The organism is Microbacterium sp. SCN 69-37 (genome assembly GCF_001724435.1).
GTDB lineage: Bacteria > Actinomycetota > Actinomycetes > Actinomycetales > Microbacteriaceae > Microbacterium > Microbacterium laevaniformans.
The window spans coordinates 1-26,136 of the sequence record NZ_MEEL01000047.1 but is presented as its reverse complement, the minus strand read 5'-3'; the positions used below and the strand labels follow the sequence as shown (position 1 = coordinate 26,136).

The window sequence follows — 26,136 nt, the reverse complement described above, 5'->3', positions numbered from 1 at the left end:
CCGTCGGTGATCTGCACCTTGTGGTGCGCCTCGTAGCGGTCGCGCAGCCCCTTCAGGATGTTGATCGCGTGGGGCAGGCTCGGCTCGGCGACCTGGATCGGCTGGAAGCGGCGCTCGAGCGCAGCATCCTTCTCGAAGTGCTTGCGGTACTCGTCGAGCGTCGTGGCGCCGATCGTCTGCAGCTCGCCGCGGGCCAGCAGCGGCTTCAGGATCGAGGCCGCGTCGATTGCGCCCTCGGCAGCGCCCGCACCCACGAGGGTGTGGATCTCGTCGATGAAGACGATGATGTCGCCGCGCGTGCGGATCTCCTTGGTGACCTTCTTCAGGCGCTCCTCGAAGTCACCGCGATAGCGAGAACCGGCGATGAGCGAGCCGAGGTCGAGCGAGTAGACCTGCTTGTCCTTCAGTGTCTCGGGGACGTCGTTCTTCACGATCGCCTGGGCGAGACCCTCGACGACGGCGGTCTTGCCGACGCCGGGCTCGCCGATGAGGACCGGGTTGTTCTTCGAGCGGCGCGACAGGATCTGCATGACGCGCTCGATCTCCTTCTCGCGCCCGATGACGGGGTCGAGCTTGTTGTCGCGCGCGGCCTGCGTGAGGTTGCGGCCGAACTGGTCGAGCACGGCCGAACCGCCCTGGGCGGCCTGCTGGTTCTGCTCGCCCGCGCCGGCGGCGACACCCGCGGGCTCCTTGCCCTGGTAGCCGCTGAGCAGCTGGATGACCTGCTGGCGCACCTTGTTGAGGTCGGCGCCGAGCTTGACCAGCACCTGTGCGGCGACGCCCTCGCCCTCGCGGATGAGGCCGAGCAGGATGTGCTCGGTGCCGATGTAGTTGTGGCCGAGCTGCAGCGCCTCGCGCAGGCTCAGCTCGAGCACCTTCTTCGCGCGCGGCGTGAAGGGGATGTGGCCGGTCGGCTGCTGCTGGCCCTGGCCGATGATGTCCTGGACCTGCTCGCGGACGGCGTCCAGCGAGATCCCCAGGCTCTCGAGCGCCTTGGCGGCGACGCCCTCGCCCTCGTGGATGAGACCGAGCAGGATGTGCTCGGTGCCGATGTAGTTGTGGTTGAGCATCTTCGCCTCTTCTTGGGCGAGGACGACCACACGACGGGCACGGTCCGTGAATCTCTCGAACATTCGTCGACACTCCTCCGGCGCACGTCTTCTGGTGCGCTTACGTCGAGGGTAACGATCAGCGAATGCCGGTATGCCCGTGTTCGCCGTCGGCGCACCGCCCCGGCATCCGCTCGACGCGGGGCCGACCTGCCACCCTGCTCGTGCGCGCCCGCTCAGCGGCGCACCGCGGGTTCAGTTGGCGCGTACGCCGGGACTCGCCCGCCGGTTTCCGGCGCGAGCGCCAACCGAAGCACGCGCCGGGCCGCGGGCTACTGCAGCGCAGAGGTGAGGCGGGCCAGGTTGTCGAGCACCGTGGAGCGCAGAGGCTGCTTCTCCCACTCCTCGAGTGTGAGCTCGCGGCTGAGCGCGCGGTACTCGTCCTCGACGGCGCGCAGCTGCGACACGAAATCCTCGCCGCGCACGAGCAGCGAGATCTCGAGGTTCAGACCGAAGCTGCGCATGTCCATGTTGCTCGAGCCGATGACGGCGACCTCGTCGTCGACGGACATCGACTTGGAGTGCAGGATGAACGGCTTCTCGTACATCCAGATCTTGACGCCGCCGCGCAGCAGCGCTTCGTAGTAGCTGCGCTGAGCGTGGTAGACCATCGCCTGGTCGCCCTCTTCGGAGACGAAGAGCTCGACGTGGACCCCGCGTTGGCAGGCGGTCTGGATCGCGAGCAGCAGCCCCTCGTCGGGCACGAAGTAGGGCGAGACGATGATGATCTTCTCGCGTGCGGCGAACAGCAGCGTCATGAACAGCTTGAGGTTGTTCTGGAACTCGAAGCCGGGGCCGGATGGGATGACCTGGCAGTCGAGGTCACCGCTGCCGGTGTGCACCTGGAACAGCCCGATGCCCTCGACGATCTCGTCGGTCTCGCTGTACCAGTCGCTGAGGAAGACCGCGTTGACCGATGCCACGACCGGCCCCTCCAGACGCGCCATCATGTCCACCCAATGAAGTCCCCGCTTGATGTTCTTGCGCAGGTTGTACGTGGAGTCGGTCACGTTCTGCGAACCCATGAACGCGGTGTGGCCGTCGACGACGAGCAGCTTGCGGTGGTTGCGCAGATCGGGACGCTGGTACTTCCCGCGCAGCGGCTGCACCGGCAGCATCAGCTGCCACGTCGCTCCCATCGCATCGAGTCGCCGGCACGTCTGCGCGTAGAACGGCTTGCCGCGGTTGGCCCAGTGATCCAGCAGCACCCGCACGACGACACCGCGCTTCACGGCATCCTCGAGGGCATCGAAGAATCCGGCCGTGGTGTCGTCGCACTGCAGGATGTAGAACTCGGCGTGCACGTACGTGGTCGCCTGACGGATCGCCGCAGCCATCTCGTCGATGCTGTCCTGATAGCCGGAGATGATGGTCGCGGCGTTCTCGCCCGACAGCGGCATCGCCCCGAGGTTGCGGTTGAGGCGGACGAGCTGTGCGAACCACTGCGGTGGATCGGGGCGCAGGGTGCCCAGGTCGAGCCCGTGACTCGTCGTGCGGATGTAATCGTTGATCTGCTGCTGCTTCTTGCGGCGCTTGCGAGGCAGCCGAGGATTGCCGATCAGCAGGAACAGCAGCACACCGATGATCGGGATGAAGTAGATCGCCAGCAGCCAGGCCATCGCGGCCGTCGGGCGGCGGTTGCGAGGCACGATGATGATCGCCAGGATGCGCACGGTGACGTCGGTGACGAAGACCAGGATCACCCAGGCGAGCGCCCATCCGGTCTGATCCACGTCGCTCTCCCCGCTGTCGGACTCCGCTCAGCGTATCGAGAACGGGCGACTCAGGTGGCGCGCGGCGCCTCGGGGCTCGCCGGGTCGGCAGCGCCGACGGGCGGCAAGCCGCGCTTGGCGCGTTCTTCGTTCTCGATGCGCGCGTGGACCCGACGCTCGGAGCGGTCCATCCGGATGATGGCGCGCAGCACGAACACGAACAGTCCCAGCACGACGACGGTCGGCAGCAGCGACCAGGCGACGGCGGTCCAGTACGAGTCCATGGCTCCATGGTACGCCGCCGCGTGCAGGCTCCTCCCCAGAAGCGAGTGGGTCGCGGGTTGTCCACGACGGCGCCGCCGACGCGCAGCTCCCGCGCCCGCACGCCCAGACTCTCGGCATGTCCACGATCGTCCGCGCCGCCGATGCGGCACAGTTCCTCTCCGTTCTTCCGCACCTGCTCGGCTGCACGCCGCGCGACAGCGTCGTGGTCGTGCCCTTGTCGCAGGGACGCACGCTCGGCGTGATGCGGGTCGACCTTCCGTCCGAGACCGCGGCGGCCGGCGCCGCCGCCAGCATCATCGGCATGGCCTGTCGAATCGTCGACGTCGAGGCGGTGGTACTGGTCGTCTACACGGATGCCGAGATCGGCGACGATCCGTCGCCACGTCTCCCCCACCCGGCGGTCATCGCCGCCCTCCGGACGCGCGCCGACGAGTGCGGGCTGCCGGTCGCGGAGGTCTTCGTCGTCGCCGCGAACGGCTGGGGATCGGCGCTGTCGAATCGGCTGCCGCCCGGCGGCCACGACCGCGCACGCATCGCCCCGCGCGACGATCTGCCGCCCGAAGCCGTGGACGGCCCACCCGCGGTGGACCAGGCGGCCGGCGCACAGTTGCCGATACCCGGCGCTGCGCGTCGGCGGGCCGTCGGACAGGCGCTGCGGTCGCTGGACGCGGCACTCGAGACCATCTGCGGCATCCCGCGGGTGAGTGGGGCCGCGCCCGATCGCATCGACCCGGCGGCGCTGGAGGCCGCGTGCGCGCTCGACGACCTCCCGGCGCTGTTCGAGCGCGCACTGTCGTGGAACCCGGATGATCTGGCTCCCATGGATGCCGCGTCGATCGGCTGGTGCCTCGCCCGCGCAGGACTGCGCGACGTCGCGCTCGTGCAGTGGGCCAGTGACGTCGACGGCGGAGATGCGGCCATGGAGGCCCAACGGCGCTGGGAGGACGGCGAGCTGTATCCGAGCGATCTCGCCGAGGTGATGTGGGGCGACGGCCCGCGACCCGATGCCGAGCGTCTCGACGCGGCGCTGCGCCTGGCGCGCAACGTCGCCGCCCTCATGCCGAAGAAGCGCCGGGCGGGCGCTCTGGCGGTGTGCGGTTGGATTGCCTGGGCGCGTGGACGCTCCACCCACGCCGACGCCTACGTCCGCCAGGCACTCCACGCCGACCCCCGGCACGGCCTGGCCGAGATCGTCGGGTCGTTCGTCGCCGCCGGACACCTGCCCGACTGGGCGTTCCGTGCGCGGTAGAGATCAGGCCGGCGCCTGGTCGAGCTCACCGAAACCGTCGTCGACGAGCCGACGAACCGTTTCGACGGCGGCAGCGGCATCCGGTCCGCTCGCGCTGATGCGCACGGTGGCGCCGCCCCCGGCTCCCAGCGCGAGCAGCCCGATCATGCTGCGGGCGGATGCCGGGCCGGCACCAGTCGTCAGGTTCGCGATCGAGACGTCCGCATCGAAGGCGCCGACGGCCTTGACGACGAGGGCCGCCGGCCGCGAGTGCAAGCCCATCGGATTGCGCAGCACCGCCTCGACGGACGCGTCGGATCCGAGGGCGCCGGCGGGCGCGTCGGAGGCCGCGGGGGGCATCGGCGCGTCCGCGGATGCCGCAGGGGCGTGCGCCTGCTTCGCCGCGAGCGCTGTCGACACCTCGTTCGCAACGTCGTCGAGGCCTCCGCCCGCCGCCGCTCGCACGAGCCCCGCGGTGATCCCCTCCACGAACGGCCCGTCGCTGATACGCACCGCAACGGTGCTCGTCCGCAGATCCAGAGCGAGCTCCGAGCTGAGCACCGCTGAGCCGAGATCGGTGATGATCAGCACACCGTCGGCGTCGGCGAGCGCATCGATGGCGTCTGCGATGGCCGCCGCGTCCGTGCCGAAGCTCCCGTCTGCTCCCGAGGCGATCCGCACCGCCGGGGCCTCGCCGTGGATCATCTGCATCCCGAGATCGACGGCGGCCTGGGCCAGAGCTTCACTGTGCGAGACGATGACGAAGCCGATCACGCGGCTTCCCCCGCGGCGGCGTCCGCGAATGCTCTCAGCAGCAGGGCTGTCGACGCCGACCCCGGATCGACGTGACCGGCACTGCGTTCACCCAGGTACGAGGCGCGGCCCTTCCGGGCGACGAGCGGCTCGGTGTCGGCGCTGCCCTGCTCGGCCGCGTCGGCTGCGGCCGCCGCGGCATCGGCGAGTGTCGCTCCTCCCGACAGGGCGGCCTCGAGTGCGGTCAGCGCCGGACCGAACGCGTCGATCATCGTCTTGTCGCCCGGCTGCGCGTGACCTCGCGCGACGACCGCAGCGACGCCGGCCGACAGCGCGTGCGCCCACTCCGCGGCCGACATCGATGCTCCGGCGGGCGCGTTCTTGCCCATGTCGAGGAAGAGGGTGCCGTAGAGCGAGCCGCTCGCTCCACCGACCTTGCTGACGAGGGTCATGCCGACGGCTTTGAAGAACTCCGGAACGCTCTGCGGCGGTGTGGCATCCAGCTTCGCGACGATCGCGGTGAAGCCGCGGAGCATGTTGGTGCCGTGATCGGCGTCGCCGATCGCGGAGTCGAGCGCGGTCAGATGGTCGGCCTCTGTCGTCAGGCGGGCGTCGCTGAGCCGCACCCACCGGTCGAGAACATCGAGGGTCACGGTGTCCGTCGTCGCGGCATCCGTCATCTCAACGTCCCCACCGCAGGGCGCTCGTCTCGACGGGAGCATCCCACAGGCGCAGCAGCTCGTCGTCGGCGCGCAGAAGGGTGAGAGAGCAGCCCGCCATGTCGAGGCTCGTGACATAGTCGCCGACGAGGCTGCGGGCGACCGTGACGCCCTTCGCCGCGAGGGCGTCGGCGATGTCGGCGTACATCACGTACAGCTCGATGAGCGGCGTGCCACCGAGCCCGGTCAGCAGAGCGATCACCGGAGCGCCCGTGAAGTCCAGGTCAGCGGTGATCGCTTCGACGAGCTCGGCGGCGATGTCGTGCGCAGGGGCCAGGGGCACGCGCGTGCGCCCTGGCTCGCCGTGGATGCCGACACCCATCTCCATCTCGTCATCCGGCAGATCGAAGCTCGGGTGACCGACCGCGGGCACGGTGCAGCTGGTCAGCGCCACGCCCATCGAGCGCCCGTGCGAGGCGACGTGCTCGGCGACGGCCTTGACCTCCGCCAGGCTCTTACCCTCGGCCGCCGCCGCCCCGGCGATCTTCTCGACGAGCAGGGTCGTGCCGACACCGCGACGCCCGGCTGTCCACGTCGAGTCCTTCACCGCGACGTCGTCGGCGACGATCACCGACTCCGAGGCGATGCCCTCGTCGGCGGCCAGTTCGGCCGCCATCTCGAAGTTGAGCACGTCACCCGTGTAGTTCTTGACGATGAAGAGCACGCCCGCACCGGAATCGACGGCCTGGGCCGCGGCCAGCATCTGATCAGGCGTCGGCGAGGTGAACACCTCGCCCGCGCACGCGGCATCGAGCATGCCCGCGCCGACGAAGCCGCTGTGCAGGGGTTCGTGTCCCGAACCGCCGCCCGAGATCAGCGCGACGCGACCCTCGCGGGGGGCGTTGCTGATGACCACGCGGTTCTCATGGTCGACGGTGAGCTCGGGGTGGGCGGCCGCGACGCCGCGCAGGGCATCGGCGAGCACCGATTCGGCCGAGTTGATGAGCTTCTTCATGCGCGGATCTCCTCTTCACTGAGTTGTCGCAGGTGGTTCTCGCCGGCGTTCTTCGACGGCCTCGTCGCGGGGGTGGCTTTTCGACATCATCGACTGCGATTCGTCTATGTCGAATATCTGCCCCATTTGCACCCGTGTCAAGAGGTAGTGTGACGTCAACCGTCCGCGCGCGAAAGGTCTCGGGATGATCCAGTCCATCGACCGCGCCGCGCGCATCCTCTCCCTGCTGCAGGGTGCGCGGCGCCTCGGCATCAGCGAGTTCGCCGTCGCCCTCGACCTGCCGCCGTCGACGGTGCACGGCCTCGTGAAGTCGCTGCAGGAACACGGTCTGGTGATTCAGGAGGCGCGCGGCAGCCGCTACGCCCTCGGCCCGGCGCTGCTCACCCTCTCGAGCGTGTACCTCGACACCCTCGACGTGCGCGCACGGTCGCTGCGGCGCATGCACGACCTGTCGCATCGCACCGGACTCGCCTGTCGGCTGGGTGTCGCGCACAACACGGACGTCCTCGTCATCCACCACGATCGCCGGCCCGACGGCACGGAGCAGATGCCCGAGACGGGGATCACCCTCCCGGCCCACGCCTCCGCCCTCGGAAAGGTGCTGCTCGCCTACGACGACGACATCCGCACGGAGGTGCTCGCCCACCCCCTGGCCGACCTGACCGGCGACACGGTCACCGACACGGCCGCGCTGCAGGAGCAGCTGATCGTCGTGCGGGACGGTGCGCTGGCGACCGAGAACGAAGAGGCCGTCATCGGCGACGCCTCCGTCGCCGTTCCGGTCGCGGGCGAGGACGGCACGGTGATCGCGGCGCTCGGGGTCGTCTTCCCCGCGCCGGCATCGGAGCTGGATGCCGCAGTCCTCAAGGAACTGCGCGACGCGGCACAGGCGATCTCCCGCGACCTGGGAGCTCCGAGCTGGCCGCCCCGAGCGGGCGCGGCGGTCTGATCAGCGCCACGGGCCGTTGAGCGCGCGCAGCGCGTCGACGCGCCCCGCGGGCTACTTCACCAGCGGGAAGAGGATCGTCTCGCGGATGCCGAGTCCGGTGATCGCCATGAGCAGTCGGTCAATGCCCATTCCCATGCCGCCGGTCGGGGGCATGCCGTGCTCGAGCGCGCGCAGGAACTCCTCGTCGACGCGCATCGCCTCATCGTCACCACGGGCCGCGAGCTTCGCCTGCTCGACGAAGCGCTCGCGCTGGATGACGGGGTCGACGAGCTCGGAGTATCCCGTCGCCAACTCGAAGCCGCGCACGTACAGGTCCCACTTCTCGACGACACCCGCGACGGTGCGGTGCTCGCGGACGAGCGGCGAGGTGTCCAGGGGAAAGTCCATGACGAAGGTCGGCCGCTCCAGGCCGCCCTTCACGAAGTGCTCCCACAGCTCTTCGACGTACTTGCCGTGCGTCGCGACCTTCTCGGGCACCTCCACGCCCACCGACGCGGCGAGCGCCTTCAGCTCGTCCAGCGGGGTCTCGGGCGTGATCGGAGTGCCCGCGGCATCCGAGAGGGACGCGTACATCGAAATGCGATCCCACTGTCCGCCGAGATCGAACTCCGTACCATCGGCCCACGTGACCGTCGTCGAGCCGGCCACGGCGATCGCCGCGTTCTGGATGAGCTCCTGCGTGAGGTCGGCGATGCCGTTGTAGTCGGTGTAGGACTGATAGGCCTCGAGCATCGCGAACTCGGGGCTGTGGGTGGAGTCGGCACCCTCGTTGCGGAAGTTTCGGTTGATCTCGAACACGCGGTCGATGCCGCCGACGACGGCGCGCTTGAGGAAGAGCTCGGGAGCGATGCGAAGGTACAGCTCGGCGTCGAACGCGTTCGAGTGCGTCACGAAGGGCCGCGCCGCCGCCCCGCCGTGCTGCACCTGCAGCATCGGAGTCTCCACCTCGAGGAAGCCGTGATCGGTGAAGGTCTGGCGCAGCGACGCATTCACCTTGGCGCGCGCGATGACCGTCTCCCGCGCCTGATCGCGGGCGATGAGATCGAGGAAGCGCGAGCGCACCCGGCTCTCCTCGCTCAGCTCGCTGTACAGGTTCGGCAGCGGCAGCAGCGCCTTCGCCGCGATCACCCAGTCGGTGACCATGATCGACAGCTCGCCGCGGCGGCTGGAGATGACCTGACCGGTCACCGAGACGTGGTCGCCGAGGTCGACGAGGTCCTTCCAGGCCTGCAGCGACTCCTCGCCCACTTCGGCGAGCGACACCATCGCCTGGATGCGGCTGCCGTCGCCGGCCTGCAGCGACGCGAAGCACAGCTTGCCCGTATTGCGGCTGAACACGACGCGTCCGGCGACCGACGCGGTGACACCGGTCTCGGCACCGGCCTCGAGATCGGCGTAGCGCGCGCGCAGAGCGGCGATGGTGTCGGAGACCGGGACGGTCACCGGGTAGGCGCCGCCCGCGGCATCCGCCCGCTCGGCAAGCAGCCGCTCGCGCTTGGCGAGGCGTACCGCCTTCTGCTCGTGCACGTCGGCGAGGTCCGCTCCCTCGGCGTCAGGGGCGGCCGGGACGGGCGTGGACGCGGCGTTCGGCGTCTGAGTCATGGTGCGGGGCTCCTCGGAATCGACGTTCCAGTCTATCGAGGCCCGCCCGCGCGCCCTCCGGCGCACCGCGACCCGCGCGGTCAGCCGCCGAGGACGTCGTCGATCAGCGGCGACCCGTCCTGCAGCGCCCGGTCGACGGCGGAATGCACGAGCGCCGAGAGGTAGCGTCCGGGTTCCTCGATGCCGGCCGAGCGCAGCAGCGACGTCGATTGGCGGACGACGGATGCCGAGAACGCCGTCGCTGTCGCGATGGCCTCGCCGTAGGCGGCGCGGTCGGCTTCGGCGACGACGACGGGCTCGCAGCCCAGCTCGACGGCGAGCGCCTGCGCGATCGGCAGCACCGCGGCCGGCGCCGTGACCGCCGCGAACGCATCGTGCAGCTGCCGGAGGTCCATCGAGCTGCCCGTGAAGGTGACTGCGGGATGCACCGCGAGCGGGATCGCGCCGCGGCGCGCCGCGGGGGCGAGCACATCGGTCCCCCACGCGGGATCGGTGTGCAAGACGAGTTGCCCGATCTGCCAGCGATCGAGTTCGGCGAGACCGGCGACCAGGCTCGGCAGTTCGTCGTGCGGAACGGCGATCACCACGAGCTCGCTGCGGCGCACGATCTCGTCGGCGTCGAGCACGGGAACCCCGGGCAGAATCGCTTCGACCCGGTCGCGGTCGGAGCCGGCCGTGATGCCGACGAGGGCGTGTCCGGCGCCGGCGAGAGCCGCCCCGATGACGGGGCCGACGCGCCCGGCGCCGATGATCCCCACTCCCAGTCTGCTCGCGCCGCTCATGCGCGTCCTTCCTCTTCGTCGATGGTCGCGATCGTCGTCGGTGTCGGGTCGGCCGGCGGCGCGGCATCCCACCGGTGTGAACGATCGCTCGCGGCGGCCGCGATCACCGCCGTCGCCGCCTGCTGCCACACGGCGACCGCATCGTCTCGGTCGAGCGCCCCGACGGCTCCGGGCACCTGCCCGGCGACGGTGTGCCCGGTGAGGGTCGCCGCCTTCTGCGAGCGGCCGATCGGGCCCTGAGACAGCGCCACCGACTGCAGGCGCGCGAGCGGGAGGATCACGAGCGAGCGCCAGATGAGTCCGCGGCGAAGCAGGATCGCGTCGGGGGTGAGCAGCACACCGTTGCGACGCCACGACAGCGGCCGCAACCACCACGCGCGCCGCGGGGTCGTCACGTACGGGTCGCTCTCGTCGTACGGGCCGAGCAGGCCGTGCACGACCAGTTCCTGCCACTGCGCAGCCGAGATCCCGGGAAGGAACAGGCGGAGCACCCGCTCGACGTCGTCGCGGGTGCCGACGGGCAGCACGTCCGCGAACTGCTGCGACTGCGCGTCATTGGCCGAGCGCCCCGAGAGCCGGTTGACCCGGATCGACCACCAGCCGCAGCCGCGCCAGAGCAGCGGCTGACGGATCTCGAAAGCGTGCACGCGTCCCGGCGGCAACGTCTCGGTGATGGTCGTGAACAGTCCGAAGGTGATGCGCACCCCCGAGGGCGTGGGGGCGATCGAGTAGCGCAGCGCGCGGGTGATCGTACGGAACCAGTAGGCCGCGAACCCCAGCGCGGCCGGCACGAGCGTGAACAGCACCCAGGGGGTGCCGACGACCGAGCCGACGATGATGGCGGCGACCACGACCAGCAGCCACAGCGTCGACCCCGACAGCAGCCGAGAGCCGATGAGTCTTCCCGGCGGGATGTGCACGACGGATGCCGGTTCGGCGACGGGTTGTTCGGCGCCGTCGATCAGCCCGGTGAGCGCCGCGCTGACGGTGGCGACGGCAGCCCGCCCGCGGGGCACGGATCCTGCGGCATCCGAGGCTCGCGCGAGCTGGCGGCCGGAGGCGAGGCGAAGGATGTCGGCGCGCACGGCCTCGGCGTTGGTGGTCGAGAGGTATTCGAGCTTGACGTTGCTGTCGAGTCCCGCGCCGACGACCTCGAGCTTGGCCGCGCCCAGGAGCCGCGCGACCATCGGGCGGGTCAGGTTGACGCCCTGCACCCGATCCAGCGGCGCGCGGCGGTGGGTGCGGAAGAGGATGCCGCTTCGCACCTCGACGTCGTCGCCGGTGATGCGCAACGTGTGGAAGCGCCACGACAGCCAGAAGCCGCCCAGCAGGAGCAGCAGTACGGCCAGCACCGCCACAAGCGCGAGCAGGATGAGGTTGTTGCTGACGACGTAGTCGACGGGGTCGGCCTCGTAGCGTTCCAGGTCGGCGACGGCCGGGAAGAGCCAGCCGATGATGCGGTCGCGCAGGTTCGTGATGACGATGCCGAGCACGACGACGAGGAACAGCCCGCCGCGCAGCACGGGCGTCAGGGGGTGCAGCCGGTGCCACTCGCCGTCGCTGAGCGGCGAGCGCACGTCGGCGACGGCGGCGGGATCGGTCACAGGCCGGTCCGTCGGGTCTCTGCCACCGCGATCAGGGTGTCGCGCAGCAGCTCGGCGGCGGGCTGCGTGAGCCCGGGGATCACGACACCGGTGGTCGCCGCGGCGGTCACGAGCTTGAGCTGAGCGATGCCGAAGACCCGGTCGAGGGGACCGTGGGTGATGTCGACGAGCTGCATCCGGCCATAAGGAACCGCGACCATCCTCTGCCAGAGGATGCCGCGGCGGAACACGAGGTCGTCCTCGCGCAGCTGGTAGCCGTAGGCGCGGGCCTGGCGCGGGAGGATCACGAGCGTCCACACCGTCACGACCGTGACGACACCCGCCGGAATCCACACCCAGCCGAGCCGCAGCAGGACGGCGCCGACCACCGCGGCGGCGAGGACCAGCGCGAGGACGGCGAGCGTCGAGATCAGCCGCACCCAGACGTAGTTGCGCGACAACAGGTGCCAGGTGCCGTCGCCGAGCGGCAGCCGGTTGGCGCTGCGCGGCTCGAGGAGGCGGTCGTAGGTCCCCGCGTCGAGCACGCCACCCCCGGGCTCGAGGTCAGTCGTGGTGGGAGAGGCCGAATCCTGGTTCGGGAGGTCCGGGGTGTTCGTCATCGTCGTCCTTCCGGATGGTGCAGAGGTGCTCGGCGACGAGCCCCGCCGCGACCAGCACGAGGCCGCCGACGATCGCGGCGATCACCGGTCCTGTCGAGCCTAACGAGGGCGCGACCGGTCGCGTGATCAGGAAGGCCAGAAGTCCCGCCGCGACACCGGCGACACCGGCGCCGACGAGGGTCGACGCCTTGGCCAGCATCGCGACGCGGACGGCCCGGAAGGGATCGACCGGCGCGGTCTGCGCACCGGCGGTCGCCCGACGGATCGGCAGGGCGAACAGCACGAGGGCGATGCCGAGCAGCACGAGCAGGATCGGCAACAGGAACGACGGCGTGAAGGTGGGGCGTCCTGTCGCCGTCAGCACCTGGTCGACGGCGAACCCGAGGAACACGCCGATCGCGATGGCGACGACGATCGTGCCCGCTTTGGTGCGCTTCACGCCGCGCCCCCGTCCGGCGCCGGCTCTGCATCCGCGGACGCCTCGGCATCGCGCAGGTCTGCGAGGAGGTCGCGCACGCGACCGACGCCGGGCAGCACGGCCTCGGGGTCGACCTGCAGCCACGGCTCGAGCACGAACGTCCGCTCCGCCGCGCGCGGGTGCGGCACGGTCAGCGCCGGATCGTCCGAGCGCACGTCGCCGTAGGCGATGAGATCGAGATCGAGCGTGCGGCTCTGCCAGCGGAGGTCATCGACCCGGCGTGGCGGGCGCCCGTGCGCCTCTTCGATCGCGTGGAGGTACCCGAGCAGCACGGAGGGGGCGAGGCGGGTCGTCACGAGCGCGACGGCGTTGAGGTATGCGGGGGCCTCTTCATCGGGACCGTCCAGCGTCAGCGCCACCGTCTCGATGGGCGCTGAGGCGACGACACGCGTCGTCAGCGGCAGACGCGCGAGCTCTTCGAGGGCCGCCGTCATCGTCGCCTGCCGGTCGCCCAGGTTCGCGCCGATCGCGATCACCGCGACCGTCTCGGCGGAGTCGCGGGCGGGCATGTCGTCGGAGAAGCCCTGCGCGAGGCGGCGGTTCATGTGGGCACTCCTTCACGAGCGCGACGGATCGTCACGCTCACGTCGTCGAACGGCACCGTGATGGGCGCCTGCGGTTTGTGGATCGTGACCTCGACGGCATCCACCCGGGCGTACGCGAGGGCCCGATCGGCGATGCGCTGCGCGACGGTCTCGAGGAGGTCGGCCGGGTCTCCGGAGAGCACCGCGGCGACCTGGTCGGCGAACTCGCCGTAGTGCACGGTGTCGGCCACGTCGTCGCTGCGGGCGGCGTCGGCGAGCGAGAGCTCCAGCACGACGTCAGCGATGAAGACCTGGCCCTCGCGACGCTCGTGCTCATAGACCCCGTGGTAGCCGGTGGCCCGGATGCCGGTGAGGGTGATCCGGTCGCTCATGCGCCTCCTCCGTCGTTCTCACCGCTCCACCGCGCCCACACCGCGAGCGCGTCGCGGGTGGCTGCGGCGTCGTGCACGCGCACGGCCCACGCTCCGGCCTGCGTCGCGAGCACGCTCGTGACGGCGGTCGCGAGGTCGCGTCGCCGGGTCGAGACCTCCGCGCCGTCGGCAGGCGCGAGCGCCTCCGCGAGGAAGCGCTTGCGGCTGGTGCCGACGAGTACCCGCGGCCCGATCGCGACGATGCGCTCGAGGGCGCGCAGCGCCTCCCAGTTCTGCGGGCCGCGCTTGCCGAAGCCGATTCCCGGATCGAGGATGACCCGCTCGGGCGAGATCCCCGCGGCCGCGGCGGCCTCCGCGCGTCCCTCGAGCTCGGCGACGAGGTCGCGGACGAGGTCCGCGTAGGCCGCATGGGCGTACATGTCGGCGGAGTGGCCGCGCCAGTGCTGCAGGACGACGTCGACGTCGGATGCCGCGACCACCCCGAGCATGTCGGTATCTGCCAACCCGCCCGAGACGTCGTTGACGATGCGCGCGCCGGCATCGATCGCCGCCTGCGCGGTGCTCGCGTTCATCGTGTCGATGCTGACGAGAGCGCCCTCCGCCGCGAGCGCCGCCACCACGGGCAGCACGCGCGCCTGCTCCTCGGCCGGGGTCACCCGCTCGGCGCCCGGCCGCGTCGACTCTCCGCCGACATCGAGGATGTCGGCGCCGTCGATGCGCAGCGACAGGCCGTGCGCGATCGCGGCGTCGGCCGCGAGGAAGCGCCCGCCGTCGCTGAACGAGTCGGGGGTGACGTTGACGATGCCCATGATCGCGGTCATGCGGGCGTCCCCGTCACGAGCATCATGATCTCGGCGCGTGCAGACGGCTCGGCCAGCTCGCCGCGCGCGGCGATGGTGATCGTCGCGGCATCCGGCTGACGTCCCCCACGCATCGTGACGCACTCGTGGCGTGCGGCGAGCACGACGAGCACCCCGCGCGCATCGAGGGCCGCGGCGATGGTGTCGGCGATCTGCTCTCCCAGCCGTTCCTGCACCTGCGGGCGGGCCGCGAGCACGTCGACGACCTTGGGGAGCGCCCCGAGGCCCACCACCTGCTCACCCGGCAGGTACGCGATGTGCGCACGCCCCGCGAAGGGCAGCAGGTGATGCTCGCAGACGGAGCGGAAGCGGATGTCGCGCAGCAGTACCGCACCGGAGGGCAGCGTGTCGGGCGCCGGCCCGCGCGAGACGCTGATGGTGTGGGCGAGCGGCTCGGCGGCATCCTGCCCCACCCCGGAGAAGAAGTCCGCGTAGGCGTCGGCGACCCGCTGCGGGGTCGCCTTCAGCCCCGGGCGGTCGGGGTCCTCCCCGATCGCGACGAGGATGTCGCGCACGGCGGCGGCGACGCGGTCTCGATCGACGGCCACGTCACGAGCCTAGGCGGTTGCGGGGCGCGCCTGCCCGCTCGGACGCCGCTGCGCCGCCGTCTGCGCCGCGGGCTGCTCCTCCGCGACGGATGCCGCAGCCAGCCCGGCCTCGTCCTGACGACGGGGCACGTCCACCGGCGGCAGCATCGAGACGGGGCGGTCGTCGCTGGAGAGCCACTGCGGGCGCGGCGGCAGCTTCTTGACGTCGCGGAAGATCTCGGCGAGCTCGAGGTGGTCGAGCGTCTCCTTCTCCAGGAGGGCGAGGGCGAGCTTGTCGAGGATGTCGCGGTTGGCGTTGATCACCTCGTAGGCCTCGTTGTGGGCCTGCTCGATGAGATCGCGCACCTGCTTGTCGACGCGCTCGGCGATGCGCTCCGAGAAGTCGCGGCCGTGACCCATGTCGCGGCCCATGAAGACCTCGCCGGACGACGAGCCGAGCTTGACGGGTCCGACATCGGTGGTCATGCCGTACTCGGTGACCATCTTGCGGGCAATGCCGGTGGCCTTCTCGATGTCGTTGCTCGCACCGGTGGTCGGGTCGTGGAAGACGATCTCCTCCGCGACACGGCCGCCCATGGCGTAGGTGAGCTGGTCCTGCAGCTCGTTGCGGGTGACCGAGTACTTGTCCTCCAGCGGCAGCACCATCGTGTAACCGAGGGCCTTGCCGCGCGGGAGGATGGTGACCTTCGTGACCGGGTCGGTGTTGTTCATCGCCGCCGCCGCGAGGGCGTGACCACCCTCGTGGTACGCGGTGATGAGCTTCTCCTTGTCCTTCATGATGCGCGTGCGACGCTGCGGACCGGCGATGACGCGGTCGATGGCCTCGTCGAGTGCGCGCATGTCGATGAGCTGCGCGTTGGAGCGCGCCGTGAGCAGCGCGGCCTCGTTCAGCACGTTCGCGAGGTCGGCACCGGTGAAGCCGGGCGTCTTGCGCGCGATGACGGCGAGGTCGACCGAGGGCGAGAGCGGCTTGCCGCGGCCGTGCACCTCGAGGATGCGCTGGCGACCCTTGAGGTCGGGGGCATCCACGCCGATCTGACGGTCGAAGCGGCCCGGGCGCAGCAGCGCCGGGTCGAGGATGTCGGGACGGTTCGTGGCGGCGATGACCAGCACCGAGGCCTTCGGGTCGAAGCCGTCCATCTCGACGAGCATCTGGTTGAGTGTCTGCTCGCGCTCGTCGTGACCGCCGCCCATGCCGGCACCGCGGTGGCGGCCGACGGCGTCGATCTCGTCGATGAAGATGATCGCCGGCGCGTTCTCCTTGGCCTGGTTGAACAGATCGCGCACGCGGCTCGCGCCGACGCCCACGAACATCTCGACGAAGTCGGAGCCGGAGATGGAGTAGAACGGCACGCCGGCCTCGCCGGCGACGGCGCGCGCGAGCAGGGTCTTACCGGTTCCGGGAGGGCCGTACAGCAGCACGCCCTTCGGGATGCGGGCGCCGACCGCCTGGAACTTCGCCGGGTCCTTCAGGAAGTCCTTGATCTCCTGCATCTCCTCGATGGCCTCGTCGGCACCGGCGACATCGGCGAAGGTGACCGTCGGGGTCTCCTTCGTCACGAGTTTCGCGCGCGACTTGCCGAACTGCATGACCTTGCTGTTGCCGCCCTGGGCCGCGGAGAAGAAGAACCAGAAGAGCAGACCCAGCAACAGGATGGGGATGAGCAGCGACAGCAGGCTCTCGAAGAAGGTGGTGCGCGGGACGACGTCGTTGTAGCCGTCCTTCGGGGTCGCGGCATCCACGGCCGAGACGACCTCGTTGGCGCGCGCGCCGACGTAGTAGAACTGCACCTGTGTGGCGCCCTGGAACGGCGCGGACAGGGTCATGTCGACGCGCTGGTCGCCGTCGGTGTTGGTCACCTGGGTGACGGTGCCGCCCTTCAGGAGCGTCAGACCCTCCTGCGTCGTGATCTGCTTCGCGCCCGTGAGCGTCGAGATCAGCGACATGCCGATCAGCAACAGGGCGCCGATGAGCAACACGTAGACGAACGGGTTGCGGCTGAGCTTCTTGAAGTCCATGATCCGCTCAGGCTACCGCGCGGCAACTATGGGGCGTCTGTGCATTCGCCACAGGCGAACCGGGAGCGGCCGCGCACCCCCCGGTCGTTGAGCGAGCGCAGCGAGTCGAACGCCCTGCGCTGCGTTCAGCTGTAGACGTGCGGCGCGAGCACCGCGACGTCGCGGAGGTTGCGGAAGCGCTCGTCGTAGTCGAGGCCGTAGCCGACGACGAAGTCGGTGGGGATGTCGAAGCCGACGTAGCGGCAGTCGATCTCGACCTTGGCCGCCTCGGGCTTGCGCAGCAGCGCGAGGATCTCGATCGAGGCGGCGCCGCGCGACGCGAAGTTCTCCAGCAGCCAGCTGAGGGTCAGGCCCGAGTCGATGATGTCCTCGACGATCAGCACGTGCTTGCCGGTGAGGTCGGTGTCGAGGTCCTTGCGGATCTGCACGACACCGCTGGACTTCGTGCCGGCGCCGTAGGACGACACGGCCATCCAGTCGATGACGACGTCGCGGCGAAGCTTCCGCGAGAAGTCGGCCATCACCATGACGGCGCCCTTCAGCACGCCGATCAGCAGCAGATCCTTGCCGGCGTAGTCGGCCTCGACGCGCGCGGCGAGCTCACCGAGCTTGTCGTGGATCTGCTCCTCGGTGACGAGGACGGTGGACAGCTGGTCAGCGATGTCGGCTGCGCGCATTCCTCGATTTTAGGCACGCGTCGCTCACCGGTTGGACGCTAGTGATCGCCGCGGACGGTTTGGGGACTCACGATGGCGAGATCGAGGGCTTCGGCCTTGCCGGGAGCCGTGGAATACCACGCGATCTCCACATACCACCCGTCCTTGCGGTAGCCGTCGATCGTTCGCTCGCCGTCGGCGCGGACGTTCTTCTCCGACCAGCCTCCGGCGGTGAGGTGGGCGGCCATGGCCGCCGCCACATCCTTCGCCGCGTTCGCGACGGGAGCGGGGGTGACCGAGCGGTCGACGTTCCACCACGCCGGCGCGTCCGCGTCCTCATGCGACGAGATGTCGGCGCCGAGCGTCATGCGGGAATTCAACGCGCCCGTCGTGCCGGCGAGGGTCGCAGGGATGGTGGCGATCAGCTCGTCACTGAGCTTCTCCGCCTGAGCACGGTAGTCGTCGAGTCGGCTGTGCTGCGGGGGGGACATGCAACCTCCCAAGGAGATGGATGCCGCGACGACCGCGGCCAGGACGAGGAGACGGCGCCTGTTCATTTGACCTCGATATAGTGCGGGCTGTAGTCCGGGCTATCGACTCCATCGATGAACACCGGGCCCGCCCCACTGTAGGTGTTGACGAGGTCGTCGGGGGCGAAGAGCTCGGCTTGGGACCCCGTGATCACGGCCACCATGTTGTCGAATGACGTCGAACCGCGGGTGAAGACCTTGCTGTGACTGTCGATCACGCCCGTACTCTCCATGTCGCCTTTGCCGTGATCGCTCGCATCCACGAACCCCGTCTCCAGCCGCGTCACGGAGGGCGCGTTCAGCGGCGACTGGCCGTGGATGGCATTCCAATCGCCGTTGTTGCCCTGGATCAGGCCGACGACGGCATCGTGTCGAGCCATCATCGAGTAGTGCGGCACGTGGGCCGTGTTCGGAAAGTCCTCGACGCCGGCGACCCCGCGCCCCATCCCCGCGGCGGAGACGTAGAGGATGCGGTCGGCGTGCATGCCCGCCTTCTCGGCGAGGCCGACGGTCGCCCCTCCGTAGCTATGCCCGAGCACCGTCATCGTCGCACCGGAGGGCACGTTCACGGAGTCGACGAACGACGCGAGGCGAGGCGCGAGCTTCTCGGAGTACGACGCCTGCGTCGCTTCGGGAATCGTCTGCGGGAACGCGCCGCCCGCCCACTGGAACACCGCCGAGTCGTAGCCGGACGCCAAGTAGAGGTCCTGCGCGCGACTTTCAGAGAAGTCCGCCATGTTGGCTCCGGTGCCCGGCACCGATACGGCGGTGTGCTTCACCCAGGCCGGGATGTCACCGGTCTGCGGATCGATCGGCCCGTAGTACGACCCGATGGCGGACGACGTAGGGTCGAACACCACGACGTTGACACCGACCTGCGACACCGGCTGGCGGTTCTCGTCCTTCCACTCCCACTTCTTCTCGAGCAGGTCCTGGTATGAGGAGACGTAGGTCTCGTGCTCCGCGATCCTCGCACGCAGCACCGAGATCAGCGCACTGGATCCGCGAGTGGGGTGCGCCGACAGCTCGTCGATCTGCTTCTGCAGATCGTCGACCTCGGATCGACGACGCGCGATCTCGTTCTGGATACTGATCCGATTTGCCGTGACACGGTCGCGCAGCGGGATGCCGTCGAGGTTTCCGATCACCAGCGGGTCGGCAGACGTCAGCTTCTCCCGCTGCGCGGGCCTCAGCGCGTTCCAGACCTCGCGGATCGTCTTCGGATCGCCGAGGCTCGCGATGGATGCCGCGGTGAGCGCACTCAGGTCGCCCGCCCATACCGACGTCGCCGCCGCCAGGCCCCCCCGCCGACACCGCGCCGCCGCGCCCGACGGCTGCCACCAAGGAGATGCCCCGGAGGCTGCGCGCGGTGCTGTCGTCCAGCGATTTCCGGTCGGCGTGCAGCCCGTTGTACTGACGAGCCGCGCTCCGGTAATCGTCGATGGCGCTCTGCCAGCGGGTCAGGTAGCCACGATCTGAGAGGTAGATGCTCGACGAGATGACCTGGTCCCACGGGATCGCCCATCCCACGACAGCCTCCGAGGCTTGGTTCATCGCTTCGTGGCGTCGCCGCTGCAACCGGTCATACAAGTCGGATGCCGTCTGCAACCGACGCGCGGCGAGCGCCTTCAAGCCGTCGAGGCTGGATGCGTAGTCGTTGAGGATGCGTGCCGCGTCGAGGCTGGCGGTCGACGCCTCGCTGAAGCGTTGCGTGAGCAGCGACGTGCGCGCGACGAGTGCGCCCGTGGTCTCGGACTTGGTGGAGCCGAGCTCGGCGGAAGCCGACGAGGTGTGCGACGAACGCTCGGTGAGGTCGGAGGAACGGTGTGTGAAGATCTGCGCGAGGCCACGGATGCCGTCGGGATCGCCCTGGGCCGGGTCGCCGTCGATCATGGGCAGGCTCATCGCACCCCTCCGCCTGATCTGCCCTGCGCGAGTGAGGTATCCGCATCGTCGAAGACCTGAGCGGCAGTCGACACGTCAGCCGAAGCCCGCGTCGCCACGTCGACGAGTGCGGCCAGCGCGCCCCTCACGATCGTCTCGACCTCACCGAGCGCCGCTTCGACCGTTGTCGAGCCGCACGCATCGGTGGCGTCGCACGCGCCCGCCACGGGAGTGCTGGCCGAGTTCAGTTGTGTCACAGCGGCACGCAGGTGTTCTTCGTCGACCCTCAGATCGCTCACCGTCGTCTCCGCTCTTTCGTATCCATCTTGTGCGATCCGCGTCCACGCGGCGATGGGGAGAACTGCCCTCGTGGCCTTCAGCCCGACACGCGTGCGTGTATGCCCCGGCGGGGTTCACGCGGATAGCGCTGTGAAGGTCACCCGCGCCCCGCGGCGGTGGGCGCGGCATCCGGGGAGGTCGATCGGGCCCTGGCCACGCCAGTCGGTGACGAGCCGGGCGACCTCAAGGGTCTGGGTGCGGGTGAGGCTCACGCCGAACTCGCTCGCGACGACGTGGCGGATGATGCGGTGACGCAGCGCGGGCGGGTTGGCGGCGAGCGCGGGCACCGACACCGCGATGCCGGCTTCGGCGTGCTCGACGATGTCTTCGATCGTCTCGTCGATCATCTCGGCGAAGGCGGCGGCATCCTCACGCAGCTGATCGCTCGTGCGGGCGAGCGCCTCGGCGACGCCGGGGCCGAGCTCGGCTTCGAGCACGGGCATGACGTCTTGGCGCACGCGAACACGCAGGAACCGGCGGTCGAGATTGTGCGGGTCCTCCCACGGCGGCAGGCCCGCCGCGGTGCAAGCGGCGCGGGTGGTTGCACGGCGCACGTCGAGCAGGGGACGCAGGATGCGGATGCCGTCTTCGACCCGGTCGGGCGACATGCCCCCGAGGCTCGCGGCCCCGGATCCGCGAGCGAGACCCACAAGCACGGTCTCGGCCTGGTCGTCGAGGGTGTGGGCGAGCAGGATCGCTTCGGCCCCGGCATCCTTCGCGGCGGCGAGCAGGGCGGCGCGGCGGGCATCGCGGGCGGCGGCCTCGGGCCCACCCTCCGCACCGACCTCGACGCGGATGACGCGGGCGGGCAGGCCCCGCTCCTCCGCGACGGCGGCCGCGCGGGCGGCGACGCGGTCGGATCCCGCCTGCAGACCGTGGTCGATGATCGCCGCGGATGCCGTGACCCCGGCTTTCGGCGCCTCGAACGCGACCGCGTCGGCGAGCGCGAGCGAGTCGGCGCCGCCGGACAGCCCCACCAGCACGGGACCGGAGACCGTCGCGAGGACGGCGCGCACCGCCCGACGGATCTCGGCGACGGCGGGGTCGAGGCTGGGGCGGTGGTCCACGGCATCCACGCTAGCGACTGCGAGCCTGCCGACTAGGCTGGATGCCGGCATCCACCAGACCCTCCGAAGGAGAACCAGCATGGGCGCATACGACGCCGTCATCGAGATTCCGCGCGGCAGCCGCGTGAAGTACGAGGTCGACCACGGCACCGGCCGGGTGTTCCTGGACCGCGTGCTGTTCACGCCGATGGGCTACCCCGCGAACTACGGCTTCTTCGAGGACACCCTCGGCGAGGACGGCGACCCGCTCGACGTGCTGCTGCTGCTCGATCGCGACCTGTACCCGGGTGTCATGGCCAAGGTGCGCCCGGTCGCCGTGCTGAAGATGCTCGACGAGGCCGGCGGCGACGACAAGGTCGTGGCGGTGCTCGCGAAGGACCCGCGCTGGGCGCACATCCAGGACGTCGACGACCTCGACGAGTGGACCAAGGGCGAGATCGGCCACTTCTTCGAGCACTACAAGGACCTCGAGCCCGGCAAGTGGGTCAAGGTCGACCAGTGGGCCGGCGCCGAAGAGGCCGAGCGCCTGGTCGCCGAGGCGTTCCAGCGCTTCCAGGACGAGGGTGCGCAGACCGCCACCCAGGGTGAGGGCCACGCCCCCAAGACCATCTGAGACCCGGTCTCACACGCGAAGAGCGGATGCCGGTCGGCATCCGCTCTTCTGCGTTGCAGCACTCGTCAGTAGACGTTGATGCCGTGGTCGTAGAGCACGGGTGCCGGGTCGATGCGCACGCCCTGCCAGTAGACCTCGAAGTGCAGGTGGCAGCCGGTCGAGACCCCGGTGTTGCCGACGTACGCGATGACGTCGCCCGCGTTGACCCACTGGCCGTAGCTGACGTTGTAGCCGCCGTCGACGATGTGGGCGTAGCCGGTGATGACGCCGCCGCCGTGGTCGACCTTGACGTAGTTGCCCCAGCCGTCGCCCCAGCCGGCGTAGACGACCCGGCCCGACGCGGCGGCGTAGATCGGCGACCAGCAGGCGGTGGCGAAATCGATGCCGCGGTGCCCGGTGACGCAGCCTCCGGGGCCGCAGATGGTGCCGCGGTTGCCGAACCACGAGCTGATGTAGCCGGATGCCGGGCGCACCCACCCATCCGTGCCGGCGGAACCGCCGCCACCGCCGCCGCCTCCGCCACCACCACCGCCTCCTCCGCCGCCGTTCCCGGCGTTGGCGGCCGCTTCGGCTTCGGCCTGCTTGCGGCGTTCTTCGGCGAGGGCGGCCTGGCGCGCCTCCTCGGCCTTGCGGGCGGCTTCGACGCCGGCCTGGTAGTCGGCGACCGTCTTCGCGGTCTGGTCCTGGAGGGCCGCGAGCTGGGCCTGGAGGGTGCCGAGGTTCTTGTCCTGCTCGGCGAGCGCGGCCTGGGCGGCGGTCGCGGCATCCTGCGCGGCCTGCATCTTCTGCTGCGCCTCCTGCTGGAGGCGGTCGCGCTCGTCGCGGGCGACCCTGGCCTTGTCGCTGAGGCTCTGCGCATTGTTGCGAGCGCTGACCGCGTCGGCGTAGACGCCGCGGTTGGCCGCGACGAGGCGGTCCATCGTGCCGAGCTTGGCGAGCAGGTCGTCGGCGCTGGCCGCGGAGCCGGAGAAGAAGAGCTCCATCGACGGATCGCCGCCGCCGGCGCGGTACTGCTGGGCGGCGAGGCGTCCGAGCTTCTTGGCCGTCTCGGTCGCGCGGGCGGACTCCGCATCGGCTTGACTCTGCAGCGCGGTTGCCTCGTCGGCGGCCTGCTCGAACGCTTCCTGAGCGGCGAGGTACTCGCTCGCGAGCCGCTGCGCTTCGGCCTGCTTCGCCTCGACGTCGGCCTGGAGCGCGGCGATCAGACCCTGGATGCGGGTGACTTCGGCGGCCTTGGCGGCTTCGTTGTTCTTGGCGTTCTGCACGTCGTCCCACGAGGGGTAGTCGGCCGCGAACGCGGAGGGGCTGAACCGCAGTCCGAAGGCACTGACGGCACCGAGGCTGAGGACGCCGAGGCCCGCGAGGCCGAGGGCGGAGCGCCGGCTCATCGGGCCGCGCAGGCCCGCCATTTCTGTGGCGGTCGGCGCGCAGCCGCAGTCTTCCGTCGAAGCGGACTTGTCGGTCTTCACCTCGAACCTCCGTCTTTCACGCGCGTCGACCCCCGCCATCCCGCGATGGCAACACACGTCACACTAACAACATTCGTCACATTCGCCCAGGGGTTTCTCGTGATGAAACCGCTGGGAGACCGGGGTCATTCGGAGGCTCGCACGCGCCGCACCCGCGGCCATCCTCCCCCGCGGAGAGCGCGCGGCACGGCATCCCACGCCCTCGATTTCCGATTTGCTGGATGATCTCTTATGCTTGAGCGTCGGTAAGAATGAGCCTCCGGGTTCGCTCGGCCCCATCGTTTAGCGGCCTAGGACGCCGCCCTTTCACGGCGGTAGCACGGGTTCGAATCCCGTTGGGGTCACTCTCCGACACACAACTGAATACGTATGGCCCTGTAGCGCAGTTGGTTAGCGTGCCGCCCTGTCACGGCGGAGGTCGCGGGTTCAAGTCCCGTCAGGGTCGCTCCGAGCGACGGGCCCTTTTCTTTCGAGATCGAGGGCCCTTCGTGTAGGACGCGGCAGATTCTTCAAGCGGATGCCGCGCGGCTCTGTAGCTCAGTTGGTAGAGCGCACGACTGAAAACACGGGATCGACGCCCGTCGGAGCCACACGGACCGTCGTTACAACGGTCCCAGAAACCCTCGCCTAGCTTCTACATGGCGGGGGTTTTGCTTTGCCCTGTTCAAGGGCGGTTTTCGCCTCCCGTCGCGGGAGGAACGGAGCAAGACGAAACGCGCCTCCTCTCTCCGGTCGTTGAACGAGCGGAGAGAGACGAAACGGGCTCTTCGGAGACGTTGTGCCGGTTTTGTGCCGGTTACGGCGCCTTTCGACGCGGCGAATGTCCGATGACATTGAATCTGTAGTCTCTGCTATTGATCTTGTGGTCGAGATTCGCAGGGTTGCGCGGCGGTAGACGACGGTTCAACGGACCGCCCTCATCCTCTCGTGCCATCGAATCTGTAGTTCGCCGGAACCTCCCGAGCGCGGTGAGCGGCCTTCGCCGTTGATTCTGTCGCCCGCAGGAAAATCCGCGTCGGCCGCGCTTCACGTCAGATTCGGCGAAGATGCTCACGGAGGCCAGGGATTGCGAAGTCCAGCCGGCCTCGTCCCGCTGGCTGGATCAGGCCTGCGTCGATGAGCCGGGCGCGATAATTGCCTATCGTGTTTTTCCGGTCTCCGAGCCGCCGACCGATATCCGCAGTCGTCGATGGACCATCGTCTTCCGACATGGCGCGCAGGAAGTCGAGGTCTTTGGGTGACACCGTGGATAGCGCCGCGTCGATGACGACGCGGGTGTTACGCCGGTGAGCGGCGGACAGAGCTAGTTCGACGTTCTCCCCAGTCAGTGGAGCGTCGGTGGCCTCGGCCAACTGCCACACGTGGTAGCCGACCAGTTGGATCAGAAATGGGTAGCCGCCCGTCGACGCCGCGGCACTCCGGATAAGCGCGGGATCTATCGGATGGGTGAGACCAGCGAAGGTTTCACGGAATGAGGTCTCGACCTCGTCGATGGCCGCAGCGTGCAGGTCGATCCGGTCGGCGCGACGCAGGAACGTGGCCACACCTTCGTTGAGCAGGTCAGAGACCGCAGCGGGAAGTCCTGCGAAGACGAGAGCGATCGGCAGTCCGGCCCGGATAAAGTGCTGGACGGAAGCAGCCAACTGGGCCAATTCGTCGCGGTCGGCACCGTGGATCTCATCGAGGGTGATCGCCAGCCCGGTACCTCGTTCGTCCAGCAGGTGCAGCAGTCGTTCGCCGATCTGGCGCCATCCAGCCTGTTGTTCCGGGGGCAGCTGGGTAGTGATCGAGAATCCAGCTGCGCTCATTCCGGTGACTCTGCGACCTGTCGGCCCGTCCCCGATCTCCTCGGCGGCTGTGCGCATGGACTCACCGATCCGACCCAGGAATCCGCGCGTAGCGGTCTCCGATATTACAACCCATCCCCGTGCGCGCGCGGCGTCCTCCGCCGCTCCTAGCATGACGGTCTTGCCAATGCCTCTGGCGCCGGTGAAGATGGTCAACAAACCCGGCGCGCCGGAGCGGATGCTGAGTCCGTAGACGAACTCGTCCAGCAACCCCGCACGGCCGATCAAGTGCGGAGGCTCGGCTCCTGCCGTGGGACGAAAGGGATTCGGCGGTTGCGTCGACATCTCCCTTCTTCCTGTGAACTTCTGTGTACCTAGTGTACTTCAGTGTATAGCGCAGGAACGCCCGCCCCGACCGACCCCGCTCAACGAGAGAAACTACCGATAGTCGACGAAAACACCGGGTGCGCGGACGTGCCGCTGTTCGAGTGGGGACGCGCGGATGACTCTCGGCCGCTGTCGGGATCGCTGGTCGGTCACATTCGGCGCGGCCGGGACGTCGTTCAGACAAAGACCTAGGGCGTGTCTCCTAACCGTTTGAGCCAGAGGGTGATGGCTCGTAGGACGGCGCCGCCGCGGTAGGTGAGCGCGAGTTTGTCGTAGCGCGTCGCGA

At 69.6% G+C, this 26,136-nt stretch carries 26 protein-coding genes and 3 tRNA genes; 6 read left to right on the top strand and 23 right to left on the bottom strand.

Annotation, left to right across the window (positions count from 1 at the left end; all coding sequences use genetic code 11):
• The 3 genes from ABS64_RS13055 to ABS64_RS13045 form a co-directional block, all read right to left on the bottom strand.
• On the bottom strand, positions 1–1,133 hold a 1,133-nt coding region (locus ABS64_RS13055), incomplete at its 3' end, for a Clp protease N-terminal domain-containing protein (RefSeq protein ID WP_292684045.1).
• A 248-nt stretch (positions 1,134–1,381) separates the two neighbouring features.
• Positions 1,382–2,842 (bottom strand): cardiolipin synthase, encoded by a 1,461-nt coding sequence (gene cls / locus ABS64_RS13050; RefSeq protein ID WP_292684043.1) that lies wholly within the window; start codon positions 2,840–2,842, stop codon positions 1,382–1,384.
• A gap of 50 nt (positions 2,843–2,892) precedes the next feature.
• A complete protein-coding gene (locus ABS64_RS13045) occupies positions 2,893–3,105 on the bottom strand; it encodes a hypothetical protein (protein WP_292684041.1) in 213 nt (70 codons plus the stop codon).
• Between the two features lie 116 nt (positions 3,106–3,221).
• Between ABS64_RS13045 and ABS64_RS13040 the strand changes: the two genes are divergently transcribed.
• Positions 3,222–4,355: a DUF4192 family protein gene (locus ABS64_RS13040; protein WP_292684039.1), complete on the top strand. Its 1,134-nt coding sequence runs from the start codon at positions 3,222–3,224 to the stop codon at positions 4,353–4,355.
• Between the two features lie 3 nt (positions 4,356–4,358).
• Here ABS64_RS13040 and ABS64_RS13035 read toward each other — a convergent pair whose 3' ends face one another.
• The 3 genes from ABS64_RS13035 to dhaK are packed head-to-tail and all read right to left on the bottom strand — an operon-like array spanning position 4,359 to position 6,761.
• Positions 4,359–5,108: an HPr family phosphocarrier protein gene (locus tag ABS64_RS13035; protein WP_292684037.1), complete on the bottom strand. Its 750-nt coding sequence runs from the start codon at positions 5,106–5,108 to the stop codon at positions 4,359–4,361.
• Positions 5,105–5,767 (bottom strand): dihydroxyacetone kinase subunit DhaL, encoded by a 663-nt coding sequence (gene dhaL, locus ABS64_RS13030; RefSeq protein ID WP_288119838.1) that lies wholly within the window; start codon positions 5,765–5,767, stop codon positions 5,105–5,107. The genes ABS64_RS13035 and dhaL overlap by 4 nt, the downstream gene beginning before the upstream one ends.
• Position 5,768: 1 nt before the next feature.
• Entirely contained in the window at positions 5,769–6,761 is a 993-nt protein-coding gene (gene dhaK / locus ABS64_RS13025; RefSeq protein WP_039412867.1) for a dihydroxyacetone kinase subunit DhaK, read from the bottom strand.
• Positions 6,762–6,945: 184 nt separating this feature from the next.
• Here dhaK and ABS64_RS13020 point away from each other — a divergent pair, with 184 nt between their 5' ends.
• The gene (locus tag ABS64_RS13020; RefSeq protein WP_292684033.1) at positions 6,946–7,710 is read left to right on the top strand and encodes an IclR family transcriptional regulator; all 765 of its coding nucleotides are present in this window, start codon (positions 6,946–6,948) and stop codon (positions 7,708–7,710) included.
• Between the two features lie 51 nt (positions 7,711–7,761).
• Here the strand turns inward: ABS64_RS13020 and lysS are convergent, their stop codons facing one another.
• The 15 genes from lysS to tilS form a co-directional block, all read right to left on the bottom strand.
• Entirely contained in the window at positions 7,762–9,312 is a 1,551-nt protein-coding gene (gene lysS, locus ABS64_RS13015; RefSeq protein ID WP_288119833.1) for a lysine--tRNA ligase, read from the bottom strand.
• 80 nt (positions 9,313–9,392) lie between these two features.
• A complete protein-coding gene (locus ABS64_RS13010; RefSeq protein ID WP_292684030.1) occupies positions 9,393–10,094 on the bottom strand; it encodes a DUF2520 domain-containing protein in 702 nt (233 codons plus the stop codon).
• A complete protein-coding gene (locus ABS64_RS13005; protein WP_292684028.1) occupies positions 10,091–11,698 on the bottom strand; it encodes a PH domain-containing protein in 1,608 nt (535 codons plus the stop codon). The genes ABS64_RS13010 and ABS64_RS13005 overlap by 4 nt, the downstream gene beginning before the upstream one ends.
• Positions 11,695–12,297 (bottom strand): PH domain-containing protein, encoded by a 603-nt coding sequence (locus ABS64_RS13000; RefSeq protein ID WP_061682791.1) that lies wholly within the window; start codon positions 12,295–12,297, stop codon positions 11,695–11,697. The genes ABS64_RS13005 and ABS64_RS13000 overlap by 4 nt, the downstream gene beginning before the upstream one ends.
• Positions 12,242–12,736 carry a DUF3180 family protein gene (locus tag ABS64_RS12995; RefSeq protein WP_061682792.1) on the bottom strand — a complete coding sequence of 165 codons (495 nt, stop codon included), beginning with the start codon at positions 12,734–12,736 and terminating at the stop codon, positions 12,242–12,244. Before ABS64_RS12995 ends, ABS64_RS13000 begins: the two co-directional genes overlap by 56 nt.
• Positions 12,733–13,320, bottom strand: a complete 588-nt coding sequence (gene folK, locus ABS64_RS12990) for a 2-amino-4-hydroxy-6-hydroxymethyldihydropteridine diphosphokinase (protein WP_292684025.1) — start codon at positions 13,318–13,320, stop codon at positions 12,733–12,735. The genes ABS64_RS12995 and folK overlap by 4 nt, the downstream gene beginning before the upstream one ends.
• Positions 13,317–13,691, bottom strand: coding sequence for a dihydroneopterin aldolase (gene folB, locus ABS64_RS12985; protein ID WP_288119273.1), 375 nt, complete (start codon positions 13,689–13,691; stop codon positions 13,317–13,319). Before folB ends, folK begins: the two co-directional genes overlap by 4 nt.
• Positions 13,688–14,512 (bottom strand): dihydropteroate synthase, encoded by an 825-nt coding sequence (folP, locus tag ABS64_RS12980; RefSeq protein ID WP_288119274.1) that lies wholly within the window; start codon positions 14,510–14,512, stop codon positions 13,688–13,690. The genes folB and folP overlap by 4 nt, the downstream gene beginning before the upstream one ends.
• Entirely contained in the window at positions 14,509–15,099 is a 591-nt protein-coding gene (gene folE / locus ABS64_RS12975; protein ID WP_288119276.1) for a GTP cyclohydrolase I, read from the bottom strand. The genes folP and folE overlap by 4 nt, the downstream gene beginning before the upstream one ends.
• 9 nt (positions 15,100–15,108) lie before the next feature.
• Positions 15,109–17,118 carry an ATP-dependent zinc metalloprotease FtsH gene (gene ftsH / locus ABS64_RS12970; protein WP_036319004.1) on the bottom strand — a complete coding sequence of 670 codons (2,010 nt, stop codon included), beginning with the start codon at positions 17,116–17,118 and terminating at the stop codon, positions 15,109–15,111.
• A gap of 125 nt (positions 17,119–17,243) precedes the next feature.
• Positions 17,244–17,795 (bottom strand): hypoxanthine phosphoribosyltransferase, encoded by a 552-nt coding sequence (gene hpt, locus ABS64_RS12965; RefSeq protein ID WP_036285982.1) that lies wholly within the window; start codon positions 17,793–17,795, stop codon positions 17,244–17,246.
• A 38-nt stretch (positions 17,796–17,833) separates the two neighbouring features.
• Entirely contained in the window at positions 17,834–18,331 is a 498-nt protein-coding gene (locus tag ABS64_RS12960; protein ID WP_036285980.1) for a hypothetical protein, read from the bottom strand.
• Positions 18,328–19,452, bottom strand: coding sequence for an alpha/beta hydrolase (locus ABS64_RS12955; protein ID WP_288119280.1), 1,125 nt, complete (start codon positions 19,450–19,452; stop codon positions 18,328–18,330). Before ABS64_RS12955 ends, ABS64_RS12960 begins: the two co-directional genes overlap by 4 nt.
• A gap of 753 nt (positions 19,453–20,205) precedes the next feature.
• Positions 20,206–20,487 carry a type VII secretion target gene (locus tag ABS64_RS12950; RefSeq protein WP_061682800.1) on the bottom strand — a complete coding sequence of 94 codons (282 nt, stop codon included), beginning with the start codon at positions 20,485–20,487 and terminating at the stop codon, positions 20,206–20,208.
• Between the two features lie 114 nt (positions 20,488–20,601).
• On the bottom strand, positions 20,602–21,645 hold the full coding sequence (gene tilS, locus ABS64_RS12945) for a tRNA lysidine(34) synthetase TilS (protein ID WP_233449444.1): 1,044 nt from the start codon (positions 21,643–21,645) through the stop codon (positions 20,602–20,604).
• Between the two features lie 28 nt (positions 21,646–21,673).
• On the opposite strand from tilS, the gene ABS64_RS12940 reads away from it, so the two are divergent.
• On the top strand, positions 21,674–22,207 hold the full coding sequence (locus ABS64_RS12940) for an inorganic diphosphatase (RefSeq protein ID WP_036285974.1): 534 nt from the start codon (positions 21,674–21,676) through the stop codon (positions 22,205–22,207).
• Between the two features lie 65 nt (positions 22,208–22,272).
• Here the strand turns inward: ABS64_RS12940 and ABS64_RS12935 are convergent, their stop codons facing one another.
• Entirely contained in the window at positions 22,273–23,676 is a 1,404-nt protein-coding gene (locus ABS64_RS12935) for a M23 family metallopeptidase (RefSeq protein ID WP_036285972.1), read from the bottom strand.
• A 271-nt stretch (positions 23,677–23,947) separates the two neighbouring features.
• On the opposite strand from ABS64_RS12935, the gene ABS64_RS12930 reads away from it, so the two are divergent.
• The 3 genes from ABS64_RS12930 (at position 23,948) to ABS64_RS12920 (ending at position 24,266) form a co-directional block, all read left to right on the top strand.
• Positions 23,948–24,020, top strand: a tRNA-Glu gene (locus tag ABS64_RS12930).
• Between the two features lie 27 nt (positions 24,021–24,047).
• Positions 24,048–24,121 (top strand) — tRNA-Asp (locus tag ABS64_RS12925).
• A gap of 81 nt (positions 24,122–24,202) precedes the next feature.
• A tRNA-OTHER gene (locus tag ABS64_RS12920) sits at positions 24,203–24,266 on the top strand.
• A 441-nt stretch (positions 24,267–24,707) separates the two neighbouring features.
• Here the strand turns inward: ABS64_RS12920 and ABS64_RS12915 are convergent.
• Entirely contained in the window at positions 24,708–25,751 is a 1,044-nt protein-coding gene (locus tag ABS64_RS12915; RefSeq protein WP_363331293.1) for an ATP-binding protein, read from the bottom strand.
• Positions 25,752–26,136: the final 385 nt, after the last annotated feature.